The organism is Bradyrhizobium sp. USDA 4369 (genome assembly GCF_054056435.1).
Map to the genome: position 1 here is coordinate 3,938,950 of NZ_JBSRYH010000001.1, position 20,192 is coordinate 3,959,141.

The 20,192-nt window shown below is 64.0% G+C and carries 18 protein-coding genes; 11 read left to right on the plus strand and 7 right to left on the minus strand.

Going from position 1 to position 20,192, the window contains the following annotated elements:
• Nucleotides 1–26: 26 nt before the first annotated feature.
• The 4 genes from boxC (at nucleotide 27) to ACVIJ6_RS17790 (ending at nucleotide 6,109) form a co-directional block, all read left to right on the plus strand.
• Nucleotides 27–1,715: a 2,3-epoxybenzoyl-CoA dihydrolase gene (gene boxC / locus ACVIJ6_RS17775; RefSeq protein WP_456773732.1), complete on the plus strand. Its 1,689-nt coding sequence runs from the start codon at nucleotides 27–29 to the stop codon at nucleotides 1,713–1,715.
• A 50-nt stretch (nucleotides 1,716–1,765) separates the two neighbouring features.
• Nucleotides 1,766–3,202 (plus strand): benzoyl-CoA 2,3-epoxidase subunit BoxB, encoded by a 1,437-nt coding sequence (boxB, locus tag ACVIJ6_RS17780; RefSeq protein WP_456777014.1) that lies wholly within the window; start codon nucleotides 1,766–1,768, stop codon nucleotides 3,200–3,202.
• 63 nt (nucleotides 3,203–3,265) lie between these two features.
• Entirely contained in the window at nucleotides 3,266–4,447 is a 1,182-nt protein-coding gene (boxA, locus tag ACVIJ6_RS17785) for a benzoyl-CoA 2,3-epoxidase subunit BoxA (protein ID WP_456773733.1), read from the plus strand.
• Between the two features lie 60 nt (nucleotides 4,448–4,507).
• Nucleotides 4,508–6,109: a benzoate-CoA ligase family protein gene (locus tag ACVIJ6_RS17790; RefSeq protein WP_456773734.1), complete on the plus strand. Its 1,602-nt coding sequence runs from the start codon at nucleotides 4,508–4,510 to the stop codon at nucleotides 6,107–6,109.
• A 362-nt stretch (nucleotides 6,110–6,471) separates the two neighbouring features.
• Here the strand turns inward: ACVIJ6_RS17790 and ACVIJ6_RS17795 are convergent, their stop codons facing one another.
• Nucleotides 6,472–6,807: a zinc-binding dehydrogenase gene (locus ACVIJ6_RS17795; protein ID WP_456773735.1), complete on the minus strand. Its 336-nt coding sequence runs from the start codon at nucleotides 6,805–6,807 to the stop codon at nucleotides 6,472–6,474.
• A 60-nt stretch (nucleotides 6,808–6,867) separates the two neighbouring features.
• Nucleotides 6,868–7,143, minus strand: a complete 276-nt coding sequence (locus ACVIJ6_RS17800) for a hypothetical protein (protein WP_456773736.1) — start codon at nucleotides 7,141–7,143, stop codon at nucleotides 6,868–6,870.
• A 324-nt stretch (nucleotides 7,144–7,467) separates the two neighbouring features.
• Between ACVIJ6_RS17800 and ACVIJ6_RS17805 the strand changes: the two genes are divergently transcribed.
• From ACVIJ6_RS17805 to ACVIJ6_RS17830, 6 genes are all read left to right on the plus strand, one after another.
• Entirely contained in the window at nucleotides 7,468–8,553 is a 1,086-nt protein-coding gene (locus tag ACVIJ6_RS17805) for an AI-2E family transporter (RefSeq protein WP_456773737.1), read from the plus strand.
• Between the two features lie 70 nt (nucleotides 8,554–8,623).
• Nucleotides 8,624–10,837, plus strand: coding sequence for a DUF3141 domain-containing protein (locus ACVIJ6_RS17810; protein ID WP_456773738.1), 2,214 nt, complete (start codon nucleotides 8,624–8,626; stop codon nucleotides 10,835–10,837).
• 29 nt (nucleotides 10,838–10,866) lie between these two features.
• Nucleotides 10,867–11,829, plus strand: coding sequence for a phosphate acetyltransferase (locus ACVIJ6_RS17815; RefSeq protein WP_456773739.1), 963 nt, complete (start codon nucleotides 10,867–10,869; stop codon nucleotides 11,827–11,829).
• 5 nt (nucleotides 11,830–11,834) lie between these two features.
• Nucleotides 11,835–13,049 (plus strand): acetate/propionate family kinase, encoded by a 1,215-nt coding sequence (locus tag ACVIJ6_RS17820; protein ID WP_456773740.1) that lies wholly within the window; start codon nucleotides 11,835–11,837, stop codon nucleotides 13,047–13,049.
• The gene (gene fabI, locus ACVIJ6_RS17825; protein WP_456773741.1) at nucleotides 13,046–13,834 is read left to right on the plus strand and encodes an enoyl-ACP reductase FabI; all 789 of its coding nucleotides are present in this window, start codon (nucleotides 13,046–13,048) and stop codon (nucleotides 13,832–13,834) included. Before ACVIJ6_RS17820 ends, fabI begins: the two co-directional genes overlap by 4 nt.
• A gap of 45 nt (nucleotides 13,835–13,879) precedes the next feature.
• On the plus strand, nucleotides 13,880–14,116 hold the full coding sequence (locus ACVIJ6_RS17830; RefSeq protein WP_456777015.1) for a DUF3551 domain-containing protein: 237 nt from the start codon (nucleotides 13,880–13,882) through the stop codon (nucleotides 14,114–14,116).
• Between the two features lie 42 nt (nucleotides 14,117–14,158).
• Here ACVIJ6_RS17830 and ACVIJ6_RS17835 read toward each other — a convergent pair whose 3' ends face one another.
• The 5 genes from ACVIJ6_RS17835 to ACVIJ6_RS17855 all read right to left on the minus strand — a co-directional run bounded on the left by ACVIJ6_RS17835 (nucleotide 14,159) and on the right by ACVIJ6_RS17855 (nucleotide 17,551).
• A complete protein-coding gene (locus tag ACVIJ6_RS17835; RefSeq protein WP_456773742.1) occupies nucleotides 14,159–14,617 on the minus strand; it encodes a MaoC family dehydratase in 459 nt (152 codons plus the stop codon).
• A gap of 13 nt (nucleotides 14,618–14,630) precedes the next feature.
• Nucleotides 14,631–15,281: a 3-oxoacid CoA-transferase subunit B gene (locus tag ACVIJ6_RS17840; protein WP_456773743.1), complete on the minus strand. Its 651-nt coding sequence runs from the start codon at nucleotides 15,279–15,281 to the stop codon at nucleotides 14,631–14,633.
• A gap of 4 nt (nucleotides 15,282–15,285) precedes the next feature.
• Entirely contained in the window at nucleotides 15,286–15,939 is a 654-nt protein-coding gene (locus ACVIJ6_RS17845; protein WP_456773744.1) for a CoA transferase subunit A, read from the minus strand.
• Between the two features lie 92 nt (nucleotides 15,940–16,031).
• Nucleotides 16,032–16,628: a hypothetical protein gene (locus tag ACVIJ6_RS17850; protein WP_456773745.1), complete on the minus strand. Its 597-nt coding sequence runs from the start codon at nucleotides 16,626–16,628 to the stop codon at nucleotides 16,032–16,034.
• Nucleotides 16,625–17,551 (minus strand): alpha/beta fold hydrolase, encoded by a 927-nt coding sequence (locus ACVIJ6_RS17855; RefSeq protein WP_456777016.1) that lies wholly within the window; start codon nucleotides 17,549–17,551, stop codon nucleotides 16,625–16,627. Before ACVIJ6_RS17855 ends, ACVIJ6_RS17850 begins: the two co-directional genes overlap by 4 nt.
• 130 nt (nucleotides 17,552–17,681) lie before the next feature.
• On the opposite strand from ACVIJ6_RS17855, the gene ACVIJ6_RS17860 reads away from it, so the two are divergent.
• Nucleotides 17,682–20,189: an alpha/beta hydrolase gene (locus tag ACVIJ6_RS17860; RefSeq protein ID WP_456773746.1), complete on the plus strand. Its 2,508-nt coding sequence runs from the start codon at nucleotides 17,682–17,684 to the stop codon at nucleotides 20,187–20,189.
• The last annotated feature ends 3 nt before the right edge of the window (nucleotides 20,190–20,192 follow it).

The following is a 20,192-nucleotide window of genomic DNA, read 5'->3' on the forward strand; positions in this document are numbered from 1 at the left end:
TGCAAAATCATGCAGGGGAAACGGCCATGGCTGGCGCACCGCGGAAGCTCGCAAACGGAAAAGCGTTCATCGATTTCCAGACGGAACCGTCGCGCTACCGCCACTGGAAGCTGTCGGTCCAGGGCGAGACCGCGACGCTCGCGATGGATGTCGACGAGAATGCCGGGCTGTTCGAGGGCTATCAGCTCAAGCTGAACTCCTACGATCTCGGCGTCGACATCGAGCTTGCCGACGCGTTGATGCGGCTCCGCTTCGAGCATCCCAACGTCAAGGTCGTGCTGCTGCGCTCGGCCAAGGACCGCGTGTTCTGCGCGGGCGCCAACATCCGCATGCTGGCCGGTTCGGAACATCCGCACAAGGTCAACTTCTGCAAGTTCACCAATGAGACGCGCAACGCGATGGAGGATGCGAGCCAATATTCCGGCCAGCGCTTCGTCACGGTGGTGAATGGCACGGCCGCCGGTGGCGGCTATGAGCTGGCGCTGGCGACCGACCACATCATGATGGTCGATGACGGCTCGACCGCGGTGTCGCTGCCGGAGGTGCCGCTGCTCGCCGTGCTGCCGGGCACCGGAGGCCTGACGCGCGTCGTCGACAAGCGCATGGTGCGCCGCGACCACGCCGACGTGTTCTGCACCATCGAGGAGGGGATCAAGGGGCGCCGCGCTGTGCAATGGCGCCTGATCGACGAATTGGTGCCTCCGTCGAAGCTCGAAGAGCGCGTCAAGGCGACGGCGTCCGATCTGGCGACGAAGTCGCCGCGCAGCGGTCCCGCCGAGGGCGTGAAGCTCACGCCGCTCGACCGCAAATTCCGCGCCGACGGCATCGATTACGGCTTCGTCCGGCTCGACATCGAGGCGGAGCAGCGGTTGGCGACCATCACGGTTCGCGTGGCCGAGGCGGCGCCAGCCAAGTCCGCCGCGGAGATCGTGGCGCTCGGAGCTGCGTTCTGGCCGCTGCAATGCGCCCGCGAGCTCGACGACGCCATTCTTCATCTGCGCAACAATGCCTATGAGATCGGAACAGTCATCTTCAAGACCGAGGGCGATCCCGAGGTCGTCCGCGCCTATGATGATCTGCTCGAAGCGCATCGCGACAATTGGTTCATCCACGAGATCCGCCATTACTGGAAGCGCGTCCTGAAGCGCATCGATGTGACCTCGCGGACCCTGGTGGCGCTGATCGAGCCCGGCTCCTGCTTCGTCGGCACGCTCGCCGAGCTCGCCTTCGCCGCCGACCGCAGCTACATGCTGCTCGGCCAGTTCCAGGGCGACAATCGCCCGGCGGCGACGATCGAGCTGACGCGCGCCAATTTCAGCGCCTACCCGATGTCGCATGGCCTCACCCGTTTGCAGTCGCGCTTCCTGGCCACGCCCGACAAGCCGGCGCAGCTCGAAGCCAAGATCGCAACGGCGCTGGACGCCGACGAGGCCGAGGCGCTGGGGCTCGTGACCTTTGCATTGGACGACATCGACTGGGCGGACGAGGTGCGTGTGTTCCTCGAAGAACGCGCGAGCTTCTCGCCCGATGCGATGACCGGTCTTGAAGCCAATCTGCGCTTCGCCGGGCCCGAGACGATGGAATCCAAGATCTTCGCGCGGCTCACCGCCTGGCAGAACTGGATCTTCCAGCGGCCCAATGCGGTCGGCGAGGAGGGCGCGCTGGCACGCTACGGCACCGGGCAGCGCCCGACCTACGATCTGAGGCGCGTCTGACGCGCGCGGTTTGACAATATCGGAGAGGGAGAGGAACCATGCTGGACACCATGAATGTCGACTACTCGACGCGGATTCCCAACAATGTCGGGCTCGCCGAGGACCGCACGGTGCTGCGCGCGCTCGAAGGCTGGCACCCCGGCTACATCGACTGGTGGAAGGACATGGGACCGATCGGCTTCCAGGAGTCGCGGGTCTATCTCCGCACCGCCGTCTCCGTCGATCCGAAGGGATGGGCCAAGTTCGATTACGTCAAGATGCCGGAATATCGCTGGGGCGTGCTGCTCGCGCCGCAGGAGGACGGCCGCAAGGTGAATTTCGGCAAGCACAAGGGCGAGCCCGCTTGGCAGGACGTGCCGGGTGAATATCGCGCGATGTTGCGCCGCCTGATCGTGATCCAGGGCGACACCGAGCCGGCCTCGGTCGAGCAGCAGCGCCATCTCGGGGCCACCGCGCCATCGCTCTACGACATGCGCAACCTGTTCCAGGTCAATGTCGAGGAGGGCCGGCACCTCTGGGCCATGGTCTATCTGTTGCACAAATATTTCGGCCGCGACGGCCGCGACGAGGCGGACGAACTGCTGCGCCGCCGCTCGGGCGATGCGGATTCGCCGCGCATGCTCGGGGCCTTCAACGAGGCGACGCCGGACTGGCTGTCGTTCTTCATGTTCACCTTCTTCACCGACCGCGACGGCAAGATGCAGCTCGAAAGCCTGGCGCAGTCCGGCTTCGATCCGCTGTCGCGGACCTGCCGCTTCATGCTGACCGAGGAAGCGCACCACATGTTCGTCGGCGAGACCGGCGTCGGCCGCACCCTGCAGCGCACCTGCGAGGCGATGAAAGCGGCCGGCATCGAGGATCCCTATGCGATCGAGAAGATCCGTGCGCTCGGGGTCATCGACCTGCCGACGATCCAGAAGAAGCTCAACCTGCATTATTCGCTGACGCTCGATCTGTTCGGCGCGGAGATCTCGACCAATTCGGCCAATTTCTACAATGCCGGACTGAAGGGACGCTTCCAGGAGACCAAGATCGACGACGACCACGAGCTCACCAACGCGACCTATCCGGTGCTCAAGCTGGTCGACGGCCAGATCGTCAAGGTCGACGAGCCCGCGCTGACCGCATTGAACATGCGGCTGCGTGACGACTATTCGGAGGATTGCGCGCGCGGCGTCGAGCGCTGGAACAAGATCATCGAGAAGGAAGGCATCAAGTTCCGGCTCGATCTGCCGCATGTCGCGTTCCACCGCAAGATCGGCGAATTCCGCAATGTCAACGTGTCGCCGAAGGGCATCATCCTGTCCGATGCCGACTGGGCCAAGGTCCGCGATCAATACCTGCCGTCGCTGGCCGACGGCGAGTACATCACCTCGCTGATGAAGCCCTGCTTCGAGCCCGGCCGCTATGCGAGCTGGATCGCCGCGCCGAAGGTCGGCATCGACAACAAGCCCGGCGATTTCGAATACGTCCAGATCGCCGCCTGATCTCGCGACATCAGGCCGTCCCATCCTCCGTGGGACGGCCGCCTTTTCCCTGCGGTGTGAGCCATGAACGCGCCTCTCAAGCAGCACCTGATCGACCCGGAAATCTGCATCCGCTGCAATACGTGCGAGGAGACCTGTCCGGAGGATGCGATCACGCATGACAACAACAACTATGTTGTCGATGCGACGAAGTGCAATTTCTGCATGGATTGCATTCAGCCCTGTCCGACCGGCTCGATCGATAATTGGCGCATCGTGGCGCAGGCCTATTCGATCGATGATCAGTTCTCCTGGAACGAGCTGCCGAAACAGGCGGAGCTCGCGTCGGGCGAGGAGGGCGAGGCGGTCGATGCCGAGGTGCTGGCGTTGATCGATGCCGCCCATACCGGTGCCGGCGGCAAGTCGGTCGCACCGGCTTCGGCGGCCAAGCCGGCGATCAACCTCTACAACCGCGACGCCGCGGCGGCCGCCACCGTCACCGGCAACTACCGGCTGACGCATGACGAGTCCGACGTCGACGTTCATCACGTCATTCTCGATTTCGCCGACCTGCCGTTTCCGGTGCTGGAGGGCCAGTCGATCGGTATCGTGCCGCCCGGTCTCGACGCCGACGGCAAGCCGCATCGGATCCGGCTCTACTCGATCGCAAGCCCGCGCCATGGCGAGCGGCCCAACACCAACAACCTCGCGCTCACGGTCAAGCGCGAGCCGCATGGCGTATGCTCGAACTACATCTGCGACCTGAAAAAGGGCGACAAGGTGCAGGTCACCGGCCCGTTCGGCGCCACCTTCCTGATGCCGAACGATCCGGCGGCCAACATCATCATGATCTGCACCGGCACCGGCTCGGCACCGTTCCGCGGCTTCACCGAATGGCGGCGGCGCGCGATGCCCGGCGCCTCCGGCCGCATGATGCTGTTCTTCGGCGCGCGAAGGCCACAGGACCTGCCTTATTTCGGGCCGCTGCAGAAGGTGCCGGAGAGTCTGCTGCGCAAGCATTTCGCCTATTCCCGCGTGCCCGGCGAGAAGAAGGTCTATGTGCAGGATCTTCTGCGGCGCGAGGAGGCGGCCGTCTCCGGCCTGCTCGCGTCCGCCGCCACCCATATCTACGTCTGCGGCCTCAAGGGCATGGAGCAGGGCGTCGATGCGGCGCTCGACGACATCTGTCGCGGCTCCGAACTGCGCTGGCATGAGCTGCGCAGCCAGATGCGCGCCGAGGGGCGCTACCACGTCGAGACCTATTAGTTAGCCGCCGGCAAGAGCGGGAATCGCAAGCGGAAAAGTCGCCGCGTCAGGGGGAGGAGCATGGATCAGATCACGGAGAAGTCCTCGCCGCACGGGCCGGTGCCGCCGGAGGCATTCAATTTTTCCGAGCATCTGCTGGCGCTGAACAGCGGCCGCGGAACGAAGGCCGCGTTTGTCGACAACCGCGGAACGTCGAGCTACAGCGATCTGGAGGATCGCGTCCGCCGCATCGCCTCCGCCTTGCGCGATCTCGGCATCAAGCGCGAGGAACGCGTGCTGCTGGCGATGCAGGACTGCACCGACTGGCCGGCGGCGTTCCTGGGCGCGATCTATGCCGGCATCGTGCCGGTCGCGGTCAATACGCTGCTGACCGCGGACGACTACGCCTACATGCTGGAGCATTCGCGCGCCCAGGCCGTGCTGACCAGCGGGGACGTCTTGCCGGCGATCAAGGGCGCGTTGACCAAGAGCGATCACGAGGTCCGAAAGGTGATCGTGTCGCATCCGATCGCCTCGCTCGATTTTGGCGAGATCGCGCTGGGAACCGTGGTCGAAACCCACGCGCCGATGGCACGTCCGGCCCGCACGCATTGCGACGATCCGGCGTTCTGGCTGTATTCCTCGGGCTCGACCGGGCGTCCGAAAGGCACGGTGCATTCGCACGCCAACCCGTATTTCACCGCCGAGCTCTACGGCAAAGCGGTGCTCAACCTGACCGAGACCGACATCTGCTTCTCCGCAGCCAAGCTGTTCTTTGCCTATGGCCTCGGCAACGCGCTGACCTTTCCGATGTCGGTCGGCGCCACCACGCTGCTGATGCCCGACCGTGCATCGCCGGACGAGGTCTTCAAGCGCTGGACCGGCGCGGTCGGCGGCTTCAAGCCGACCGTCTTCTATGGCGCGCCCACCGGGTTCGCCGGCATGCTGGCGTCTCCGGCGCTGCCGTCACGCGATCAGGTGGCGCTGCGGCTGGTGTCATCGGCGGGAGAGGCGCTTCCGGCCGATATCGGCAAGCGCTTCAAGGCGCATTTCGGCGTCGACATCGTCGATGGCATCGGCTCGACCGAGATGCTGCACATCTTCATCTCGAACCGCCCCGACGATGTTCGTTACGGCACCACCGGCTGGCCGGTACCGGGCTATGATATCGAGCTCCGCGGTGACGATGGCGGGACCGTGCCGGATGGCGAGCCGGGCGACCTCTATATCCGCGGTCCCTCGGCAGCGATGATGTATTGGGGCAACCGTGCCAAGACGCGCGAGACCTTCCAGGGCGGCTGGACCAAGAGTGGCGACAAATATGTGCGCAATGCCGACGGGACCTACACCTATTCCGGCCGCAGCGACGACATGCTCAAGGTGTCCGGCATCTATGTCAGCCCGTTCGAGGTCGAGGCGACGCTGGTCCAGCATCCCGCGATCCTTGAGGCGGCCGTGATCGGCGTGCCCGATGCGGAAGGCTTGACCAAGACCAAGGCGTTCGTGGTGCTCAAGCACGGCGCGACCACCAGCGACGCCGAGCTCAAGGCGTTCGTCAAGGATCGGCTGGCGCCCTACAAATACCCCCGCATGATCGAATATGTCGACGAGCTGCCGAAGACCGCCACCGGAAAAATCCAGCGCTTCAAGCTGCGCGCGATGGAGCAGCAGGCGGCAGGCTGAGGCTTCGAACCGCAGGGCACAACGGACGGTCGGCGGGAGGGGATCGACCGGCGGCGGTCGGGTTTGCTGATGAGGAATCAGGGACCAGCCGAGACGCGCGCGATTCGGTGGCTGGGAATGCTAGCAACTATCTGGCAAGCACTTCGGTGAGGAAGTGGCCCCGGGGACGCCATTGAAGTCGAAGCCGGGCCTGCGATCACGCCCCTATGTTGGTGCGGGCCGGGGGGCTCCTAATGGGACCTGTCGTGATGCACTCGTGATGTTTGGCACGGGTCAAGCTGGGCTTGGCCCATATTGTACAAGTTCAGGGACGTCGGAGCTGCGCCGCCGTGACCGTGCTCGTGACTTTCTCGTCCAGTTGGCTATGGTAGAATGACGATTTTACCGAGTGTGCTCCCTGCCTCGAACATGCGGTGGGCCTGGACGATGTCGGTCATCGGGAGGCGGGCGCCGGTACTCGGACTGATGCGCCCTTCAGCCAGCAGCGTAATAAGCTCCCTGGCCAACTTTCGCAGCTGCGGCAGATCGTGGTCGTAGGTGTGAATATTGAATATCCTCAGGCCTGGACTTTTGATGGACAGCCTGCGCAGTTCGGCAAATACGTCCTGCTCTGGCATGGGTGTATGAACGTTGTGAGCAACGGCACTCCCGAAGTCCGCCAGCATGCGGACGCAGTCCACAAACCCCGCACCGATCACAACGCGGCATCGACGCCTCGCCCGCCCGAGCCTCAACCTCTCAGCCGAACCCGCCAGTCATCAGCGGCAGACGTAAGCTCCGTTGACCAGCACGCGGACGCATGCGGTGCCCGCAGCCGCCGCGCCGACGGCGGCCCCGCCGACCACGGCTCGCCTCGTGGTGCGGCGTGCGACACCAGCAGCGGAGACGGGCGTCAAGGGGCGCCCGACGCGGGCCTCGGCTTTGACGAGCGAAAGAGAGAGACCCTGCTCTGACGACCAGCCAAGCGAGCCGCCCATTGCGAAACCGGCGAGAGCCGCCGCGAAGGAGAGTTTTCCGAACATGCCGAGCTTCATGATGACCTCCGTCCTGTGACTTAGAGCGCTCATCGAGCTCCCGCGCTGTTTGCGGACCCTTGATCAGGATCAACGAAACGGACGGATCCGGGACGAGGCTGAACGTCGCCGGTCGGCGGAAGGATCGATTGGCCTGTCGCGGAGCGAGGGGAGACGAAGACAAATGCGGGTCTTGCGCTTTGCTCTGAGCACGCTGCAGATGGCGACATCCATGACGGGGCCTCCGTTGGGGGTAGGCACATCCGACGAACCGTCGCCTGGTCCGGCCGTCCTCTCCCGGTCAGCATCATCGAGCATGCTGCGGGTGAGCGGTGAGGAGCGGCCATGAAGACACTTCGCCAGCGGCTCACAGGCGAGGATTCGATCCAGCTGTTGATCAGGCTTGGATTGCTCGCTCTGTTGATCTTTTGGACGTCCTATCTGGTCCGCCCGTTCTTGACGATCATCGTCTGGGCTCTCGTGCTGGCCGTGGCGCTCAATCCAGGCTTTGCTCTGCTCGCTAAGCTGCTCGGGGGGCGCCCGAAGCTCGCGGCAGCGATCTTCACCGCATTCAATCTTGCGATCTTTCTTGGTCCGGCAGCCTGGCTCGGCATCGGCGCGGTTGAGAGCGTCCGGCATTTTGCCGCCGAATTGGCCTCGGGTGACCTGACAGTTCCGGTGCCGCCGCAATCGCTCAAGTCGTGGGCTCTGATCGGGACGCCGCTTTACGAGCTCTGGGATCAGGCCTCGACCAATCTACGATCGGCCTTGCATCAGATCGCGCCTTATCTGAAGCCGCTTGCAGGAAAGCTGCTGGGCCTGGCGGGGGATGCTGGCGTGGGCGCCATCAAGTTTCTGCTTTCGATCGTCGTTGCCGGGGTCATCTTTCCTTACGGAGCCCAATTCGTCGCCGCGGGGCGCGGTCTGCTGATGCGGATCGTGCCCGAGCAGAGCGAGCACTTCCTGGACCTGGCGGGAGCAACCATCCGCGCGGTCTCACAAGGTGTGATCGGGATCGCGGTGATTCAGGCCTTGCTGGCCGGTATCGGCTTCAAGCTCGTCGGCATCCACATTGCGGGCCTGCTGGCGCTGCTGATCCTGCTCCTCTCCATCGTACAGATCGGAGCTGCGCTCATCATGCTCCCCGTGATCGTCTGGATCTGGACCGAGAAGGACCTGACGACGGCGTCGCTGTTCACACTCTTCTTCGGGATCGTGAGCATTCTCGACAACGTGTTGAAGCCACTGGTGATGGGACGCGGCCTGACCACGCCGACACTCGTCATCCTCATCGGAGTCATCGGCGGAACGCTGGGTCATGGCATCGTCGGTCTGTTCATAGGTCCCGTCATTCTTTCTGTCGCGTGGGAGCTGACAGTCGCCTGGATCAAGATTGATCGATCGGCAGTCCAATCCGTCGTCGAACGTTGACTTAAATCAACCATGGTGCGGGGCGGAAGCGCGTTGTGAACGCGTACGCCAGCGAGATCAGGACGCGACAATGGAAAACTTGAACCTGCCGGGTGGTCCGATGTCCGGGATGGTGGCCGCGGCCATCGAATACATGGTCGATGCGGGGCAGCGGAGCGTTCTGTTCCTCGACGTCATGCGCCAGCGCGGAGACCAGTATCGCGAGCATGTTGCGCAAACGGCGCCGCATGTCCTGCAGTACGCAGCTGAGCTGGTCATCGACGGGCGCAAGCTCGACGAGCCCGTCAACTACGCGCTGGTGCGCATCATTCCACCCAAGGGCGTCGAGATCGATCTCCAGCGGCGGCCGTTCATCGTGGTCGATCCACGCGCGGGACACGGTCCGGGAATTGGCGGATTCAAGGCGGACAGCGAGATCGGCGTCGCGATGAAGGCGGGACATTCCTGCTACTTCATAGGCTTCCTTCCGGAGCCGATGCCGGGGCAGACCATCGAGCGGATCGCGCGCGCCGAAGCAATGTTCATCGAGAAGGTCATCAGCCTGCATCCGAAGGCCGATGGCAAGCCGTGCGTCATCGGCAACTGCCAAGCCGGCTGGGCCGTCATGATCCTGGCATCGTTGCGGCCCGAGCTATTCGGGCCCCTGATCATCGCAGGCGCGCCGCTTGCCTACTGGGCCGGCGTGCACGGCAAATATCCGATGCGCTATTCCGGCGGCCTGTTGGGCGGCAGCTGGCTGACTGCGCTGAGCAGCGATCTCGGGGCCGGGAAGTTCGATGGCGCCTGGCTGGTGCAGAACTTCGAGGGGCAGAACCCGTCCAATACGCTCTGGACCAAACAGTACAATGTCTACTCGAAAGTCGACACCGAGGCCGATCGCTATCTGGATTTCGAGCGCTGGTGGGGCGGGCACGTCAACCTCAATGCCGAGGAGATCCAGTTCATCGTCGATGAGCTCTTCATCGGCAACAATCTCGCCGCCGGCAGGATCGAAATGTCGGACGGGCAGAAAGTCGACCTGCGCAATATCAAGTCGCCGATCGTGGTATTCTGCTCGAAGGGCGACAACGTCACCCCGCCACAGCAGGCGCTGGACTGGATTCTCGATTGCTATGCCGATGTCGATGAGATCAGGGCTTATGGCCAGACCATCGTCTACACCGTTCACGAAAGCATCGGTCACCTCGGCATCTTCGTCTCCGGCGGAGTTGCGAAGAAGGAGCATGCGGAGTTTTCGAGCAACATCGACCTGATCGATATTCTGCCTCCGGGGCTCTACGAGGCCACCTTCGAGGCCAAGGGCGAGGAGACGACGAACTCCGATCTCGTGGTCGGGCAGTGGGTGATGCGCTGCGAGGCGCGAACCCTTGACGACATTCGCGCGATGGGTGGCAACTCGCCGGAGGACGAGCGGCGCTTCGCTGCTGCCAAGCGCGTCTCGGCACTGAACCTCGCCGCATACCGAAAGTTCGTTCAGCCGTGGATCAGGAAAATGGCCACGCCGCAGATGGCGGAGACGATGCGCAGGCTGCATCCGTTGCGGCTTCAATACGAGATCTTCAGCAGCCTGAATCCCTGGATGGGCGCCGTGAAGTCGGCGGCCGACCAGGTCGAGGAGAACCGCAGGCCGGTCGCGAAGGACAATCCGTTCCTGGCGTTCCAGGAGCAGATGTCCAAACAGATCGTTCATGCGCTGGACAGCTGGCGCGACGCGCAGGAAGCCCTCAGCGAGACGATCTTCCTGAACGTCTATGGCTCGCCTGCACTGCAGGCGGCGGTGGGAATCGACCCGAAATGGGAGCCGTCGCACCGCCGCGAGATGTCGCCCGAGCACCGGGCGATGCTCGAGAAGCGGATCGCTGCCCTCAAGTCGAGGGTTCGTGAAGGCGGACTTCGTGAAGCGACGATTCGCAGTCTGCTCTATATCGGGTCGGCGCGCGGAATGGTCGACGAGCGGAGCATCGAAGCGCTGCGCCAAGTGCGCCGCGATGCAGGGGGAGCGCGCATGACCCTGTCCGAGTTCAAGATGCTGGTGCGCGAGCAGTTCTTCATGCTGCTGCTTGACCAGGAGGAGGCGCTGGCCGCCATTCCGGCGATGCTGCCCGCCGATGTTCCACAGCGGCGCGCGGCACTTGCGATGATGCGCGACGTGCTCTCCGCCAGCGGCGAGCTCAGTGGCGAGCGAGCAAACCGGCTGCAGCGTATTGCGGCTCTGTTCGGCGTTGAGGTGGAAGAGGGGGCATCCAAGATTGCCCCTTTCGACCCAAAGGCGAGGGCGTCGTGACGGTTCAAGGACGGACGGGGAGTGACACCATGTCAGCACAGCCAAGACAAGCCCGGTCTCCCAGCAAATATGATCGCTTGATCGCCGCGGCGCAGGGCGTGTCCCCGGTTCCGACCGTGGTGGTGCATCCTTGCGATGAGACGTCGCTGCGCGGAGCCGTCGACAGCGCAAAGGCCGGCATCATCCGGCCGATCCTTGTTGGGCCCGCAAGAAAGATCCAGGAGACGGCGAAGAATCATGATCTCGATATCTCCGGCTTTGAGATCGTCGACGCCGCGCACAGCGAAGAAGCGGCCGCCAGGAGCGTCGAACTGATCCACGCTGCCCGGGGCGAGATGCTCATGAAAGGCAGCCTGCATACCGACGAGCTGATGCGCGCCGTGACCGCGAAGGCCGGTGGTCTGCGCACCGACCGCCGCATCAGCCACGTCTTCGTGATGGACGTGCCGGCCTATGCCGAGACGCTGTTCGTGACGGACGCGGCGATCAACATCTTTCCGGACCTCGACGCCAAGCGCGACATCATCCAGAACGCGATCGATCTCTACAATCAGGCCGGCTTTGGCAAGACGCCGCGCGTCGCGATCCTGTCGGCCGTGGAAACCGTGACCTCCAAGATTCCGTCGACGATCGAGGCGGCGGCGCTCTGCAAGATGGCTGACCGCGGGCAGATCACCGGCGGCGTGCTCGACGGGCCGCTGGCCTTCGACAATGCCATCGACGCCGAGGCGGCGCGGATCAAGGGCATCAAGTCGGAGGTCGCCGGCCGGGCCCAGATCCTCGTCGTTCCCGACCTCGAGGCCGGCAACATGCTGGCGAAGAATCTCGCTTATTTCGCGAAGGCCGATGGCGCAGGCATCGTGCTCGGCGCCCGGGTGCCGGTCGTCCTGACGTCGCGCGCGGATACGCCGCGTGCGCGCATGGCGTCCTGCGCGGTGGCATCGCTCTATGCCAACGCACGCCGCCGGCATGCGCCGACAGTGGCAGCGTGATCGCCATGGACACGATCCTCGTCGTCAACGCCGGCTCATCGAGCGTCAAGTTCCAGGTCTTCTCGGTGGAGGGGGAGGGCACGCTCCGGCGGCAGATCAAAGGCCAGGTGGATGGCATCGGGAGCCGTCCACGGCTGAGAGCGAGCGGTGCAGACGGCGAGCCGCTGGCCGAGCGGGCGTATCCGATCGATGCCGTCGCCAACGTGCCCGTGGCGATGGAGATTGCCGGGAACTGGTTGCGCGACGAGCTTCGTATCCACCCCATCGCCATCGGACACCGGGTCGTCCATGGTGGTCCGGACTTCGACCGGCCGACGTTGATCGACCACGGCGTGGTGGCCCGCCTGGAGCGCTTCGTCAGCCTGGCGCCGCTCCATCAGCCGCACAATCTGGCCCCGATCCGATCGGTGCTTGCCGCCTTCCCGGCTCTGCCGCAGGTGGCCTGCTTCGATACCGCTTTTCATCGCGGGCACAGCGCCGTCGCCGACCACTACGCCATCCCGCATGCGCTGCACGCCGAGGGTGTGCGCCGCTACGGCTTCCACGGGCTGTCCTATGAATACGTCGCCAAGTCCCTGCCGCAGATCGCGCCGGATATTGCGAGTGGGCGGGTCATCGTCGCCCACCTCGGCAGCGGCGCATCGATGTGTGCGCTCAAGGCGGGACGGAGCGTGGAAAGCACGATGGGCTTCACGGCGCTGGACGGGCTGCCGATGGGCACGCGTCCCGGCCAGCTCGATCCCGGCGTTGTGCTGTACCTCATCTCAGAAAAGGGCATGTCGGCCTCCAACGTTCAGACCATGCTTTATCGCGATTGCGGGCTGAGAGGTCTCTCCGGCATCAGCAGCGACATGCGCGCGCTCGAAGCCAGCGATGAGGCCAACGCGAAGTTGGCGATCGACTATTTCGTGTATCGGATCGGCCTCAATGCCGGCATGCTCGCGGCCGCTTTGCAGGGCCTGGACGCCTTCGTCTTCACGGCCGGCATCGGTGAGAACTCCGCGACCATCCGCGCTCGCGTGGTCGAGCAACTCGGGTGGCTTGGCGCCAGCCTGGACCCCTCCCGAAACATCGGCAATTCGCGCCTGATCTCGCGCGCTGACAGTCTCGTTCCGGTCTACGTCGTGCCGACCGACGAGGAACGGATGATTGCGCAGCATACCCTGTCACTGCTGATGAGACCGATGCCGGCCACCACCAACCGAGAGAGGGCGTCATGATTCCCGTGTTCCCCGATACGAAGGTTGCCCTGAAGGGCAAGAAGGGCCTCATCGTCGGCATTGCCAACGACCAGTCCATTGCCTGGGGCTGCGCGCGGGCGTTCCGCGCGCTCGGGGCCGAGCTCGCGGTCACCTACCTGAACGATCGGGCCAGAAAGTATGTCGAGCCGCTGGCGCAGGCGCTGGAAGCGCCGATCGTGATGCCGCTGGATGTCATGGCCGAGGGGCAGACCGAGGCCGTGTTCGAGCGGATTGCCAGTGAATGGGGACAGCTCGATTTCCTGCTGCATTCGATCGCGTTTTCGCCCAAAGAAGCCCTCCACGGCCGCGTGGTGGATGTCGGACGCGACGGCTTCCTCAAGACCATGGATGTCTCGTGCTGGTCGTTCATGCGGATGGCGCATCTGGCGGAGCCGCTGATGAAGAATGGCGGTACCATGTTCACCATGACCTATTACGGCAGCCAGATGGTCGTGAAGAACTACAACGTGATGGGAGTGGCCAAGGCCGCGCTCGAAGCCGCGGTCCGCTACATTGCCGCGGAACTCGGCCCGAAGGGCATCCGTGTTCACGCGATCTCACCTGGGCCGCTCGCCACGCGCGCTGCATCGGGCATTCCGGAATTCGACGATCTGATGGACAAGGCGCAATCGACCGCGCCGGCCCGCAGCCTGGTGAGCATCGAGGATGTCGGCAATGCCACGGCCTTCCTGGCGCTAGACGGCGCCAAGCTGATCACCGGCGGTGTTCTCTATGTTGACGGTGGCTACCACATCATCGACTGACCGGCCGAGGAGGTTGAGGTGCGGTTCCTGGCGTTGAATCTGCTCATGCTCCCGCTGATCGTCACGTCGGCCGGGGCTCAGATCTATGATCCTCGGTTTCCCATATGCATGAAGGTTTACGATGGGTCTCTCGGCGGGGGCGAATGGATCGATTGCAGCTACACATCGCTCCCGCAGTGTCAGGCGACGGCATCCGGCCGGGCTGCCATGTGTGTGGTGAACCCCTACCACGCTCGTGATCTCTCGCGTGGACGCGACCGGAGATACCCGCGGCTGGACTGAGGCGATCCACCCGATCACTGCGTGCCTGCGTTGACGGCAGATCTAGCAATAGTGCAGTGCAATCAGCTCGGCGACGCAGGCGGGTTTCTTGCCGCCCTCGATCTCGATCACGAGATGGTAGTTGACGCGCAGGCCGTCCGGCGGCACGTCCTCCGCCTCGGCGATCGTGATCCGGCCGCGCAGCCTCGCGCCGGCCGGCACGGGTGCAAGATACCGGATTCGGTCCGCGCCGTAGTTCAGCGTGTTGCGCAGACCCTTCAGGCCCATCACCGAGCGAATGAAGAGCGGAGCGAGCGAGAGAGACAACAGGCCATGCGCGATGGTGGTGCCGCCAGGTGCTTCTCGCTTGGCGCGTTCCTGATCGACATGGATCCATTGCTCGTCGCAGGTCGCCTGCGCGAACTGGTTGATCCGCTCCTGCGTCACCTGGAACCAGTCGCTGACGCCGATCTCGGTCCGCAGCGCAGATTTGATATCGTCGAAGCCTGAGAAGATCCGCATGGTTGTCGCCCGCTCAGATGTTCATTTCAGGAACGTTGTCCGGAATGACGAGCTCCGCGTCCGTGGCCGCCATGACCTCGCCGATGCTGCTGCCGGGCGCGATCTCCAGCAACGTGGCTTGGCCGCGGGGGAAGCCGATCACGGCCATGTCCGTCACGACCAGATGCACCGGCCGCACCGAGGTCAGGGGCAGCGTGCATTGCGCGACGATCTTGGACTTGCCCTTGGCGGCGTGCTGCATGGCGACGATGACCCGCCTGGCGCCGCTGACGAGGTCCATCGCACCTCCCATGCCCGGAACCATCTTGCCGGGGATCATCCAGTTGGCGAGACGCCCACGGGCATCGACCTGGAGCCCGCCGAGCACGGTGACATCGACATGACCTCCTCGGATGAGCCCGAACGACATCGCGCTGTCGAAGGTGCTGGCGCCCGGCAGCGCGCTGATTGGGCGGCCGCCGGCGTCCGTCAGCAACGGATGCGCCAATCCTTGCTCCGGAATCGGGCCGGTGCCGATCAGGCCGTTCTCGGACTGGAAGAACACGTTCAAGCCGGCGGGCACGTAGTTGGCGACGAGCGTCGGGATGCCGATGCCGAGATTCACGAGGTCGCCGCTCACGAGTTCCTTGGCGACACGTCGGGCGATCATCTCCTGCGGATCCATGTGTTCACCCATTGGGGTTTGTGATGAGATAGTCGACCAGCGGTGCGGGCGTCACGACGTGGTCGGGCGCGATCACGCCGACGGGCACGATGTGCTCCGCCGTCACGATCACGGTATCCGCCGCCATCGCCATGACGGGATTGAAGTTGCGCGCGGTCAGCGCATAGGAGAGATTGCCGAGATAGTCGGCAAGAAACGCGTGAACCAGCGCGAACTGCGCCCGCAGCGCGGTCTCGAGCAGGAAAGGCTTTCCATCCACCTCGATCTGACGCTTGCCTTCCGCGACCAACGTGCCGACGCCGGTCGGCGTGAGGATGCCGCCCAGACCGCAGCCTCCGGCGCGGATGCGTTCGACGAAGGTCCCCTGCGGAATCAGATCGACCGCGACCTCCCTGGCGAGCATCTGCTGCTGCGCTTTCGGGTTGAGGCCGATATGCGTCGCTGTCAGACGCGAGACGAGGGCGGCATCGAACAATCGTCCGACGCCCTTGCCTGGCACCGCGGCGTCGTTGCTGATGATCGAGAGACCCGACTTGCGCTGGCGAACCAGCTCCTCGAGCAGACGCTCCGGCGTTCCAACTCCCATGAAGCCGCCGATCATGAGACTTGCGCCCGCCGGGATCATCGCGACGGCTTCTTCGATGGAAACGGCCCTCATGGTGGAGACTCCCGTCGGAAGTGAGCAGAGGAAGGTCGACGAATGCTCGCTTCGCGTCCTCGCGCTCCATTGATCTGCGTCAAGAGTTCTCGCTATTCGTCGACGGTCATGCCCACGCCGTCGAGCGCGTTCGCCCAGAGCCGGCGGATCTGGACGTGACGGCGTTCAAGCGCGGCGCTGACGGCGTCGCGATGCGCCGCCAGTGACTCTCCCTTCAGGAACAGGATCTGCGCCTGCAGCAGCCGGCCGCTCTCGAATTCGATGCGGCGTAAGGCCATCACGAACGGGTCGTTGGCGTTGGCCTCCATCGGCAGCAAAGCGGCTGGCCGCAGCCCGGCATGAATGCCGTGCGCCAGCGTCGCAAGGCCAACCGCGAGCGCCAAATGCTGGTCCGGAATGCCGTCGGCCGGCTCCGGACACCAGGCCGTCTCCCAGGTCATCGCAAGGGCGCCCAGCGCAAAATCGGCCACCCAGGAGGTCGACCGCAGCAGCAGAGCGACGATCTCCGCCTCGTGGTAGAGCTGCGCGTTCAGCTCGGTCTGCCAGGCGAATTCGAACCTGGCCGGTAGCGCAAGAGCCAGTTGCCGGGCCAGGGCGCCGTGCGCAGAGATCAGGAATGCCGCGACGCGGGTCTGCTGTTGCGGGGGCACGCGGCCTTGCGGATCGAGTGGGCCGAAGAAAGCGCTCATGGCATCGCCGCCGGCATGGGAATGGCCCGCAAATGATCGTAGCCGGCGGGAAACGCGATCAGCTCGCCTCCGGCGTCCTCCGGCGCAATCCAGACCGTCTTGTTGCCGTGCCAGCGCCCGCCCAGCACATCCTCGGCGAAGCGGGCGAGCAGATCTGCCGTCAGCACCGGCTTCTCCAAGGTGAACGCATGATAGGCGCGCTGGATGATCACCAGCGCGCTGTTCGGGATGTTGACGCGCAGCGTTTCATGCAGCGCACGCGGTGTCAGAAAATCGAACTCGCCATTCAAGATCATGGTCGGCGTGCGGATTGACGAAAGCTGCGGCGTGAGCGGACGGAAGTCGAGAAACGACTCCATCAGGTTCTGCAGCGCGTAGACGTCATTGACCAGCCACCCCTGCCGTTTCACGCTGTCGAGCCTGTCCAGGACCGGCAACAGCCACTGGTCCGACACGTTCATCGGCAGCAGCAGGTCCTGAAGGTAGCTCGTGCCTCCCAGGATCAGCGCCGTGCGGAGCGCGTTGCCGAGCAGGAGCAGTTGCGGTGGGAGCTCTGCAAAGCAGCTCATCGGCACGAGACCCGACAGGCGCCCACCATGGTTGATCGCGTAGCGCAGCGCGATCAGGCCTCCGAAGCTGATGCCGCCGAGAAAGATGGGTCCGTCGCCGAGCCCGCTGATCAGCAGATGCAGCGCGGCGACCTGGTCGTCCTGGCTGATGAACAGCGCAGGCTTGTCGGATGCACCCTGACCCAGGAGGTCGAAGGTCGCGACGCGGAAATGCCGCGCGAGGAGGGCGTCGCGGTAGGCGGCCCAAAGCTCGGCATATTGCGTCAGTCCATTGACGAGCACGTAGGCCGGCGCGGTCTCGGGCCCGTCGAGCTCATAGCGGATGCGATACGAGCCGTGATGGAGGAAAGGCATCGCGAAGATCCGGACCAGATGGATGACGACGGAATGCTCCGTCATCAAACCGGGATTCCATTGAGTTAGATCAAGGGTTGGTGATGTCGCCTACCTCAGCCTTTTGGCAAAGAGCCAGGAGGAAGCCGTCATGACCGGGAAGAATGTCGTTCGACATTGCTATGTCACCCTGTTGTTTCTGCTGCTGGCGACGGTGCTCGCGGCCGCAGAGCCGTTCAGCCGTCGCTCGTCGCAGATGCAGCATGATGGGCTGAAGAAGACGGTCGAGATCCCCAACTTCCGCCTGGGAGGAAAGTACGATCTTTCCGACCCGTCGAAATGGGAGAATGGCGGGGAAGGCGGCGTGACGCTTGAATCACTTGGCGCCGGCAAGCTGCATTCCGCCTATATCGCGATCGGGACGCCCCGGCGCAATGCCGCCGGCGACATTACCAATGCCGTGATCATCAACTCGTATTACTCGGGCGATTCCACCGACATGTACGAGCAGTGGATCAAGGGCGCCGCCTTGTCGGGTGGCGTGCCGATCATCGGACCGGGCCGGCCGATCGATACGGACCGATACTATGTCGTCATGGTCGATCCGCTCGGCACATGGGGCGCGAGCAAGCCCTCCGACGGCCTCGGCATCAAGTTTCCGCAATACAGCTATTACGACATGGTGCAGGCGAACTACCGCATGCTGCGCGACAGCCTGAAGATCGCGCGCGCCGCCCTGGTGACCGGCGTGTCGATGGGCGGGACGCAGACCTATGTCTGGGGCGTCATGCACCCGGAGTTCATCGGTGGGCTGATGCCGATCGGTGGCACCACCCAATCGGACGCGGAGGATCCGGTCGGCAATTGGACCTTCCAGTTGATGACCGCGGCCATCCAGGCCGACCCGGTGTGGCTGGCGACCAAGGGCGACTATTACAACCTGCCCAAGGAGAAGCATCCGATGCTCGGGGTGGCGTTCGGGTGGTCGGTGCTTGGGCTGACCGGCTACGACTTCGCCTTCCGCACCACGCAGAGCTTCTCAGCGGTTCAGCCGGAGGTGTTCTACTGGGAGCCGCCGAACGAGACGGCTGCCAGCAGCGTCATCTCGCGGGCCAAGCTCTATGACGCGGTCGATCTCGTCTGGCGCAACCGGGTGGGAGAGACGCACAACGTCAATCCGTATCTTGGCCGCATCCAGGCGCGCACGCTGGTGATGCACATCACCAACGACCAGTGGCTGAATTTCAAGCTCGCCGAGCGTGCGGTCGACCGGGTGCCCGGTGCGCAGATCATCGCCGAGGAAAGTCCCGTCGCGCATTACGGCGTGTTCTCGATCGTCAACCATCGCAAGAACGATCCGAAGTTCGTCGCTTTCATGGACGATGTCGCGAGTCTCGATCGCGCGCAGAAATACGTCGACAAGAACTATCGCGTGCCTGGCGTGGCTGCGAACATCGATCCAGGCAAGTCGTTCTGGAAGGACTATGTCACCTATCCCTATCCCGTCAAATACGCCGCCGCCAAGGACAACCGGGGAATCTCGTGGCAGATCGGATATATGGACGAATATGCCGGGGCGGAGCGGGATCCGAAGGTGCTCGTCATCATCCACGGCAAGGGCGCGTTTGGCGGGCACTACGGCAACGTGATGCAATACGCGTTGCGCAGCGGCCTGCGCGTGATCGTTCCGGACCTGCCGCATTACGGCATGTCCGGCCCCGGCAATCTCGACAAGAGCCCGGCGCGGACCATGCAGGACATGCGCGAGGCGGTTCATGACCTCGTCGTCAACCAGCTCGGCGTCAAGAAAGCGTACTATCTCGGCCACTCGCTGGGCGGCCAGATCGTGTCAGGCTATGCCCTGACGTGGCCGGACGTCGTGCAAGGGCTTGCGCTCGAGGCGCCATCAGGCCTGGAGGAATATCCGCGCGACATCACGATCGCTAAGGACAATAAGGTGCGGCTGTTCGATCCGGATTTCGACCACGACTTCGACAAGTGGAAGGAGACCTGGGGTCCCACAGGCATCCTCGCTGCGGAGATGGCACGGTCCGAGCAGAATGTGCGCGACTTCTTCTATTTCAAGAAGCGTGACCCTGAGACGAACGCGGTGACCGCGGCCAAGAGCGGCTATTTCTACAGCGACAGCGAATATGCGCGCTTTCACACCGAGCAGCGCGTGGGGCTCATCAAGGGCAATCCGAAGGAGCTTGAGCAATGGGCCGACGTCTTCATCTACGACATCTATTCGATCGGCTCTGAGCTGCAGCAGGACGATCCGAAGAATCTGTACCAGCGGCTGACGCAGATCAAGGCGCCGATCTTCCTCACCTTCGGTGACAAGGAGCCGTTCATTCCAACGCCGGCGTTCAACGGCCTGACGGATCTGGGACGTGACGTCATCACGCCGTTCATGTCACGGATGACGAATGCCGGCAATCGGCCGATCCTGAAGATCTATCCGGAGACAGGGCACTTCATCCATACGGACAATCCGGTCGAGTTTCCGGTCGACGTGGTGGATTTCGTGATGAAAGGTGCCGTCGACACGTCGTCTCCGCTCGGGACCGACCGCATGATCAAGGGCTCGGTCGTCTCGGCACTGCCGGTGGCGCCGACCCCGCCGGGCGCCGCCCCGACGGCCGGCTTGAACAAGTAGGCG

Bases quoted from the DNA above. Each gene is read 5' to 3' on its own strand.
- ACVIJ6_RS17790 (WP_456773734.1), top strand. From the start codon at position 4,508: ATGGATCAGATCACGGAGAAGTCCTCGCCGCACGGGCCGGTGCCGCCG.
- ACVIJ6_RS17830 (WP_456777015.1), top strand. From the start codon at position 13,880: ATGCTCCCGCTGATCGTCACGTCGGCCGGGGCTCAGATCTATGATCCT.
- boxB (WP_456777014.1), top strand. From the start codon at position 1,766: ATGAATGTCGACTACTCGACGCGGATTCCCAACAATGTCGGGCTCGCC.
- boxC (WP_456773732.1), top strand. From the start codon at position 27: ATGGCTGGCGCACCGCGGAAGCTCGCAAACGGAAAAGCGTTCATCGAT.
- fabI (WP_456773741.1), top strand. From the start codon at position 13,046: ATGATTCCCGTGTTCCCCGATACGAAGGTTGCCCTGAAGGGCAAGAAG.
- ACVIJ6_RS17845 (WP_456773744.1), bottom strand. From the start codon at position 15,939: ATGAGGGCCGTTTCCATCGAAGAAGCCGTCGCGATGATCCCGGCGGGC.
- ACVIJ6_RS17805 (WP_456773737.1), top strand. From the start codon at position 7,468: ATGAAGACACTTCGCCAGCGGCTCACAGGCGAGGATTCGATCCAGCTG.
- ACVIJ6_RS17815 (WP_456773739.1), top strand. From the start codon at position 10,867: ATGTCAGCACAGCCAAGACAAGCCCGGTCTCCCAGCAAATATGATCGC.
- ACVIJ6_RS17800 (WP_456773736.1), bottom strand. From the start codon at position 7,143: ATGAAGCTCGGCATGTTCGGAAAACTCTCCTTCGCGGCGGCTCTCGCC.
- ACVIJ6_RS17810 (WP_456773738.1), top strand. From the start codon at position 8,624: ATGGAAAACTTGAACCTGCCGGGTGGTCCGATGTCCGGGATGGTGGCC.
- ACVIJ6_RS17855 (WP_456777016.1), bottom strand. From the start codon at position 17,551: ATGCCTTTCCTCCATCACGGCTCGTATCGCATCCGCTATGAGCTCGAC.
- boxA (WP_456773733.1), top strand. From the start codon at position 3,266: ATGAACGCGCCTCTCAAGCAGCACCTGATCGACCCGGAAATCTGCATC.
- ACVIJ6_RS17835 (WP_456773742.1), bottom strand. From the start codon at position 14,617: ATGCGGATCTTCTCAGGCTTCGACGATATCAAATCTGCGCTGCGGACC.
- ACVIJ6_RS17860 (WP_456773746.1), top strand. From the start codon at position 17,682: ATGACCGGGAAGAATGTCGTTCGACATTGCTATGTCACCCTGTTGTTT.
- ACVIJ6_RS17840 (WP_456773743.1), bottom strand. From the start codon at position 15,281: ATGGATCCGCAGGAGATGATCGCCCGACGTGTCGCCAAGGAACTCGTG.
- ACVIJ6_RS17820 (WP_456773740.1), top strand. From the start codon at position 11,835: ATGGACACGATCCTCGTCGTCAACGCCGGCTCATCGAGCGTCAAGTTC.
- ACVIJ6_RS17850 (WP_456773745.1), bottom strand. From the start codon at position 16,628: ATGAGCGCTTTCTTCGGCCCACTCGATCCGCAAGGCCGCGTGCCCCCG.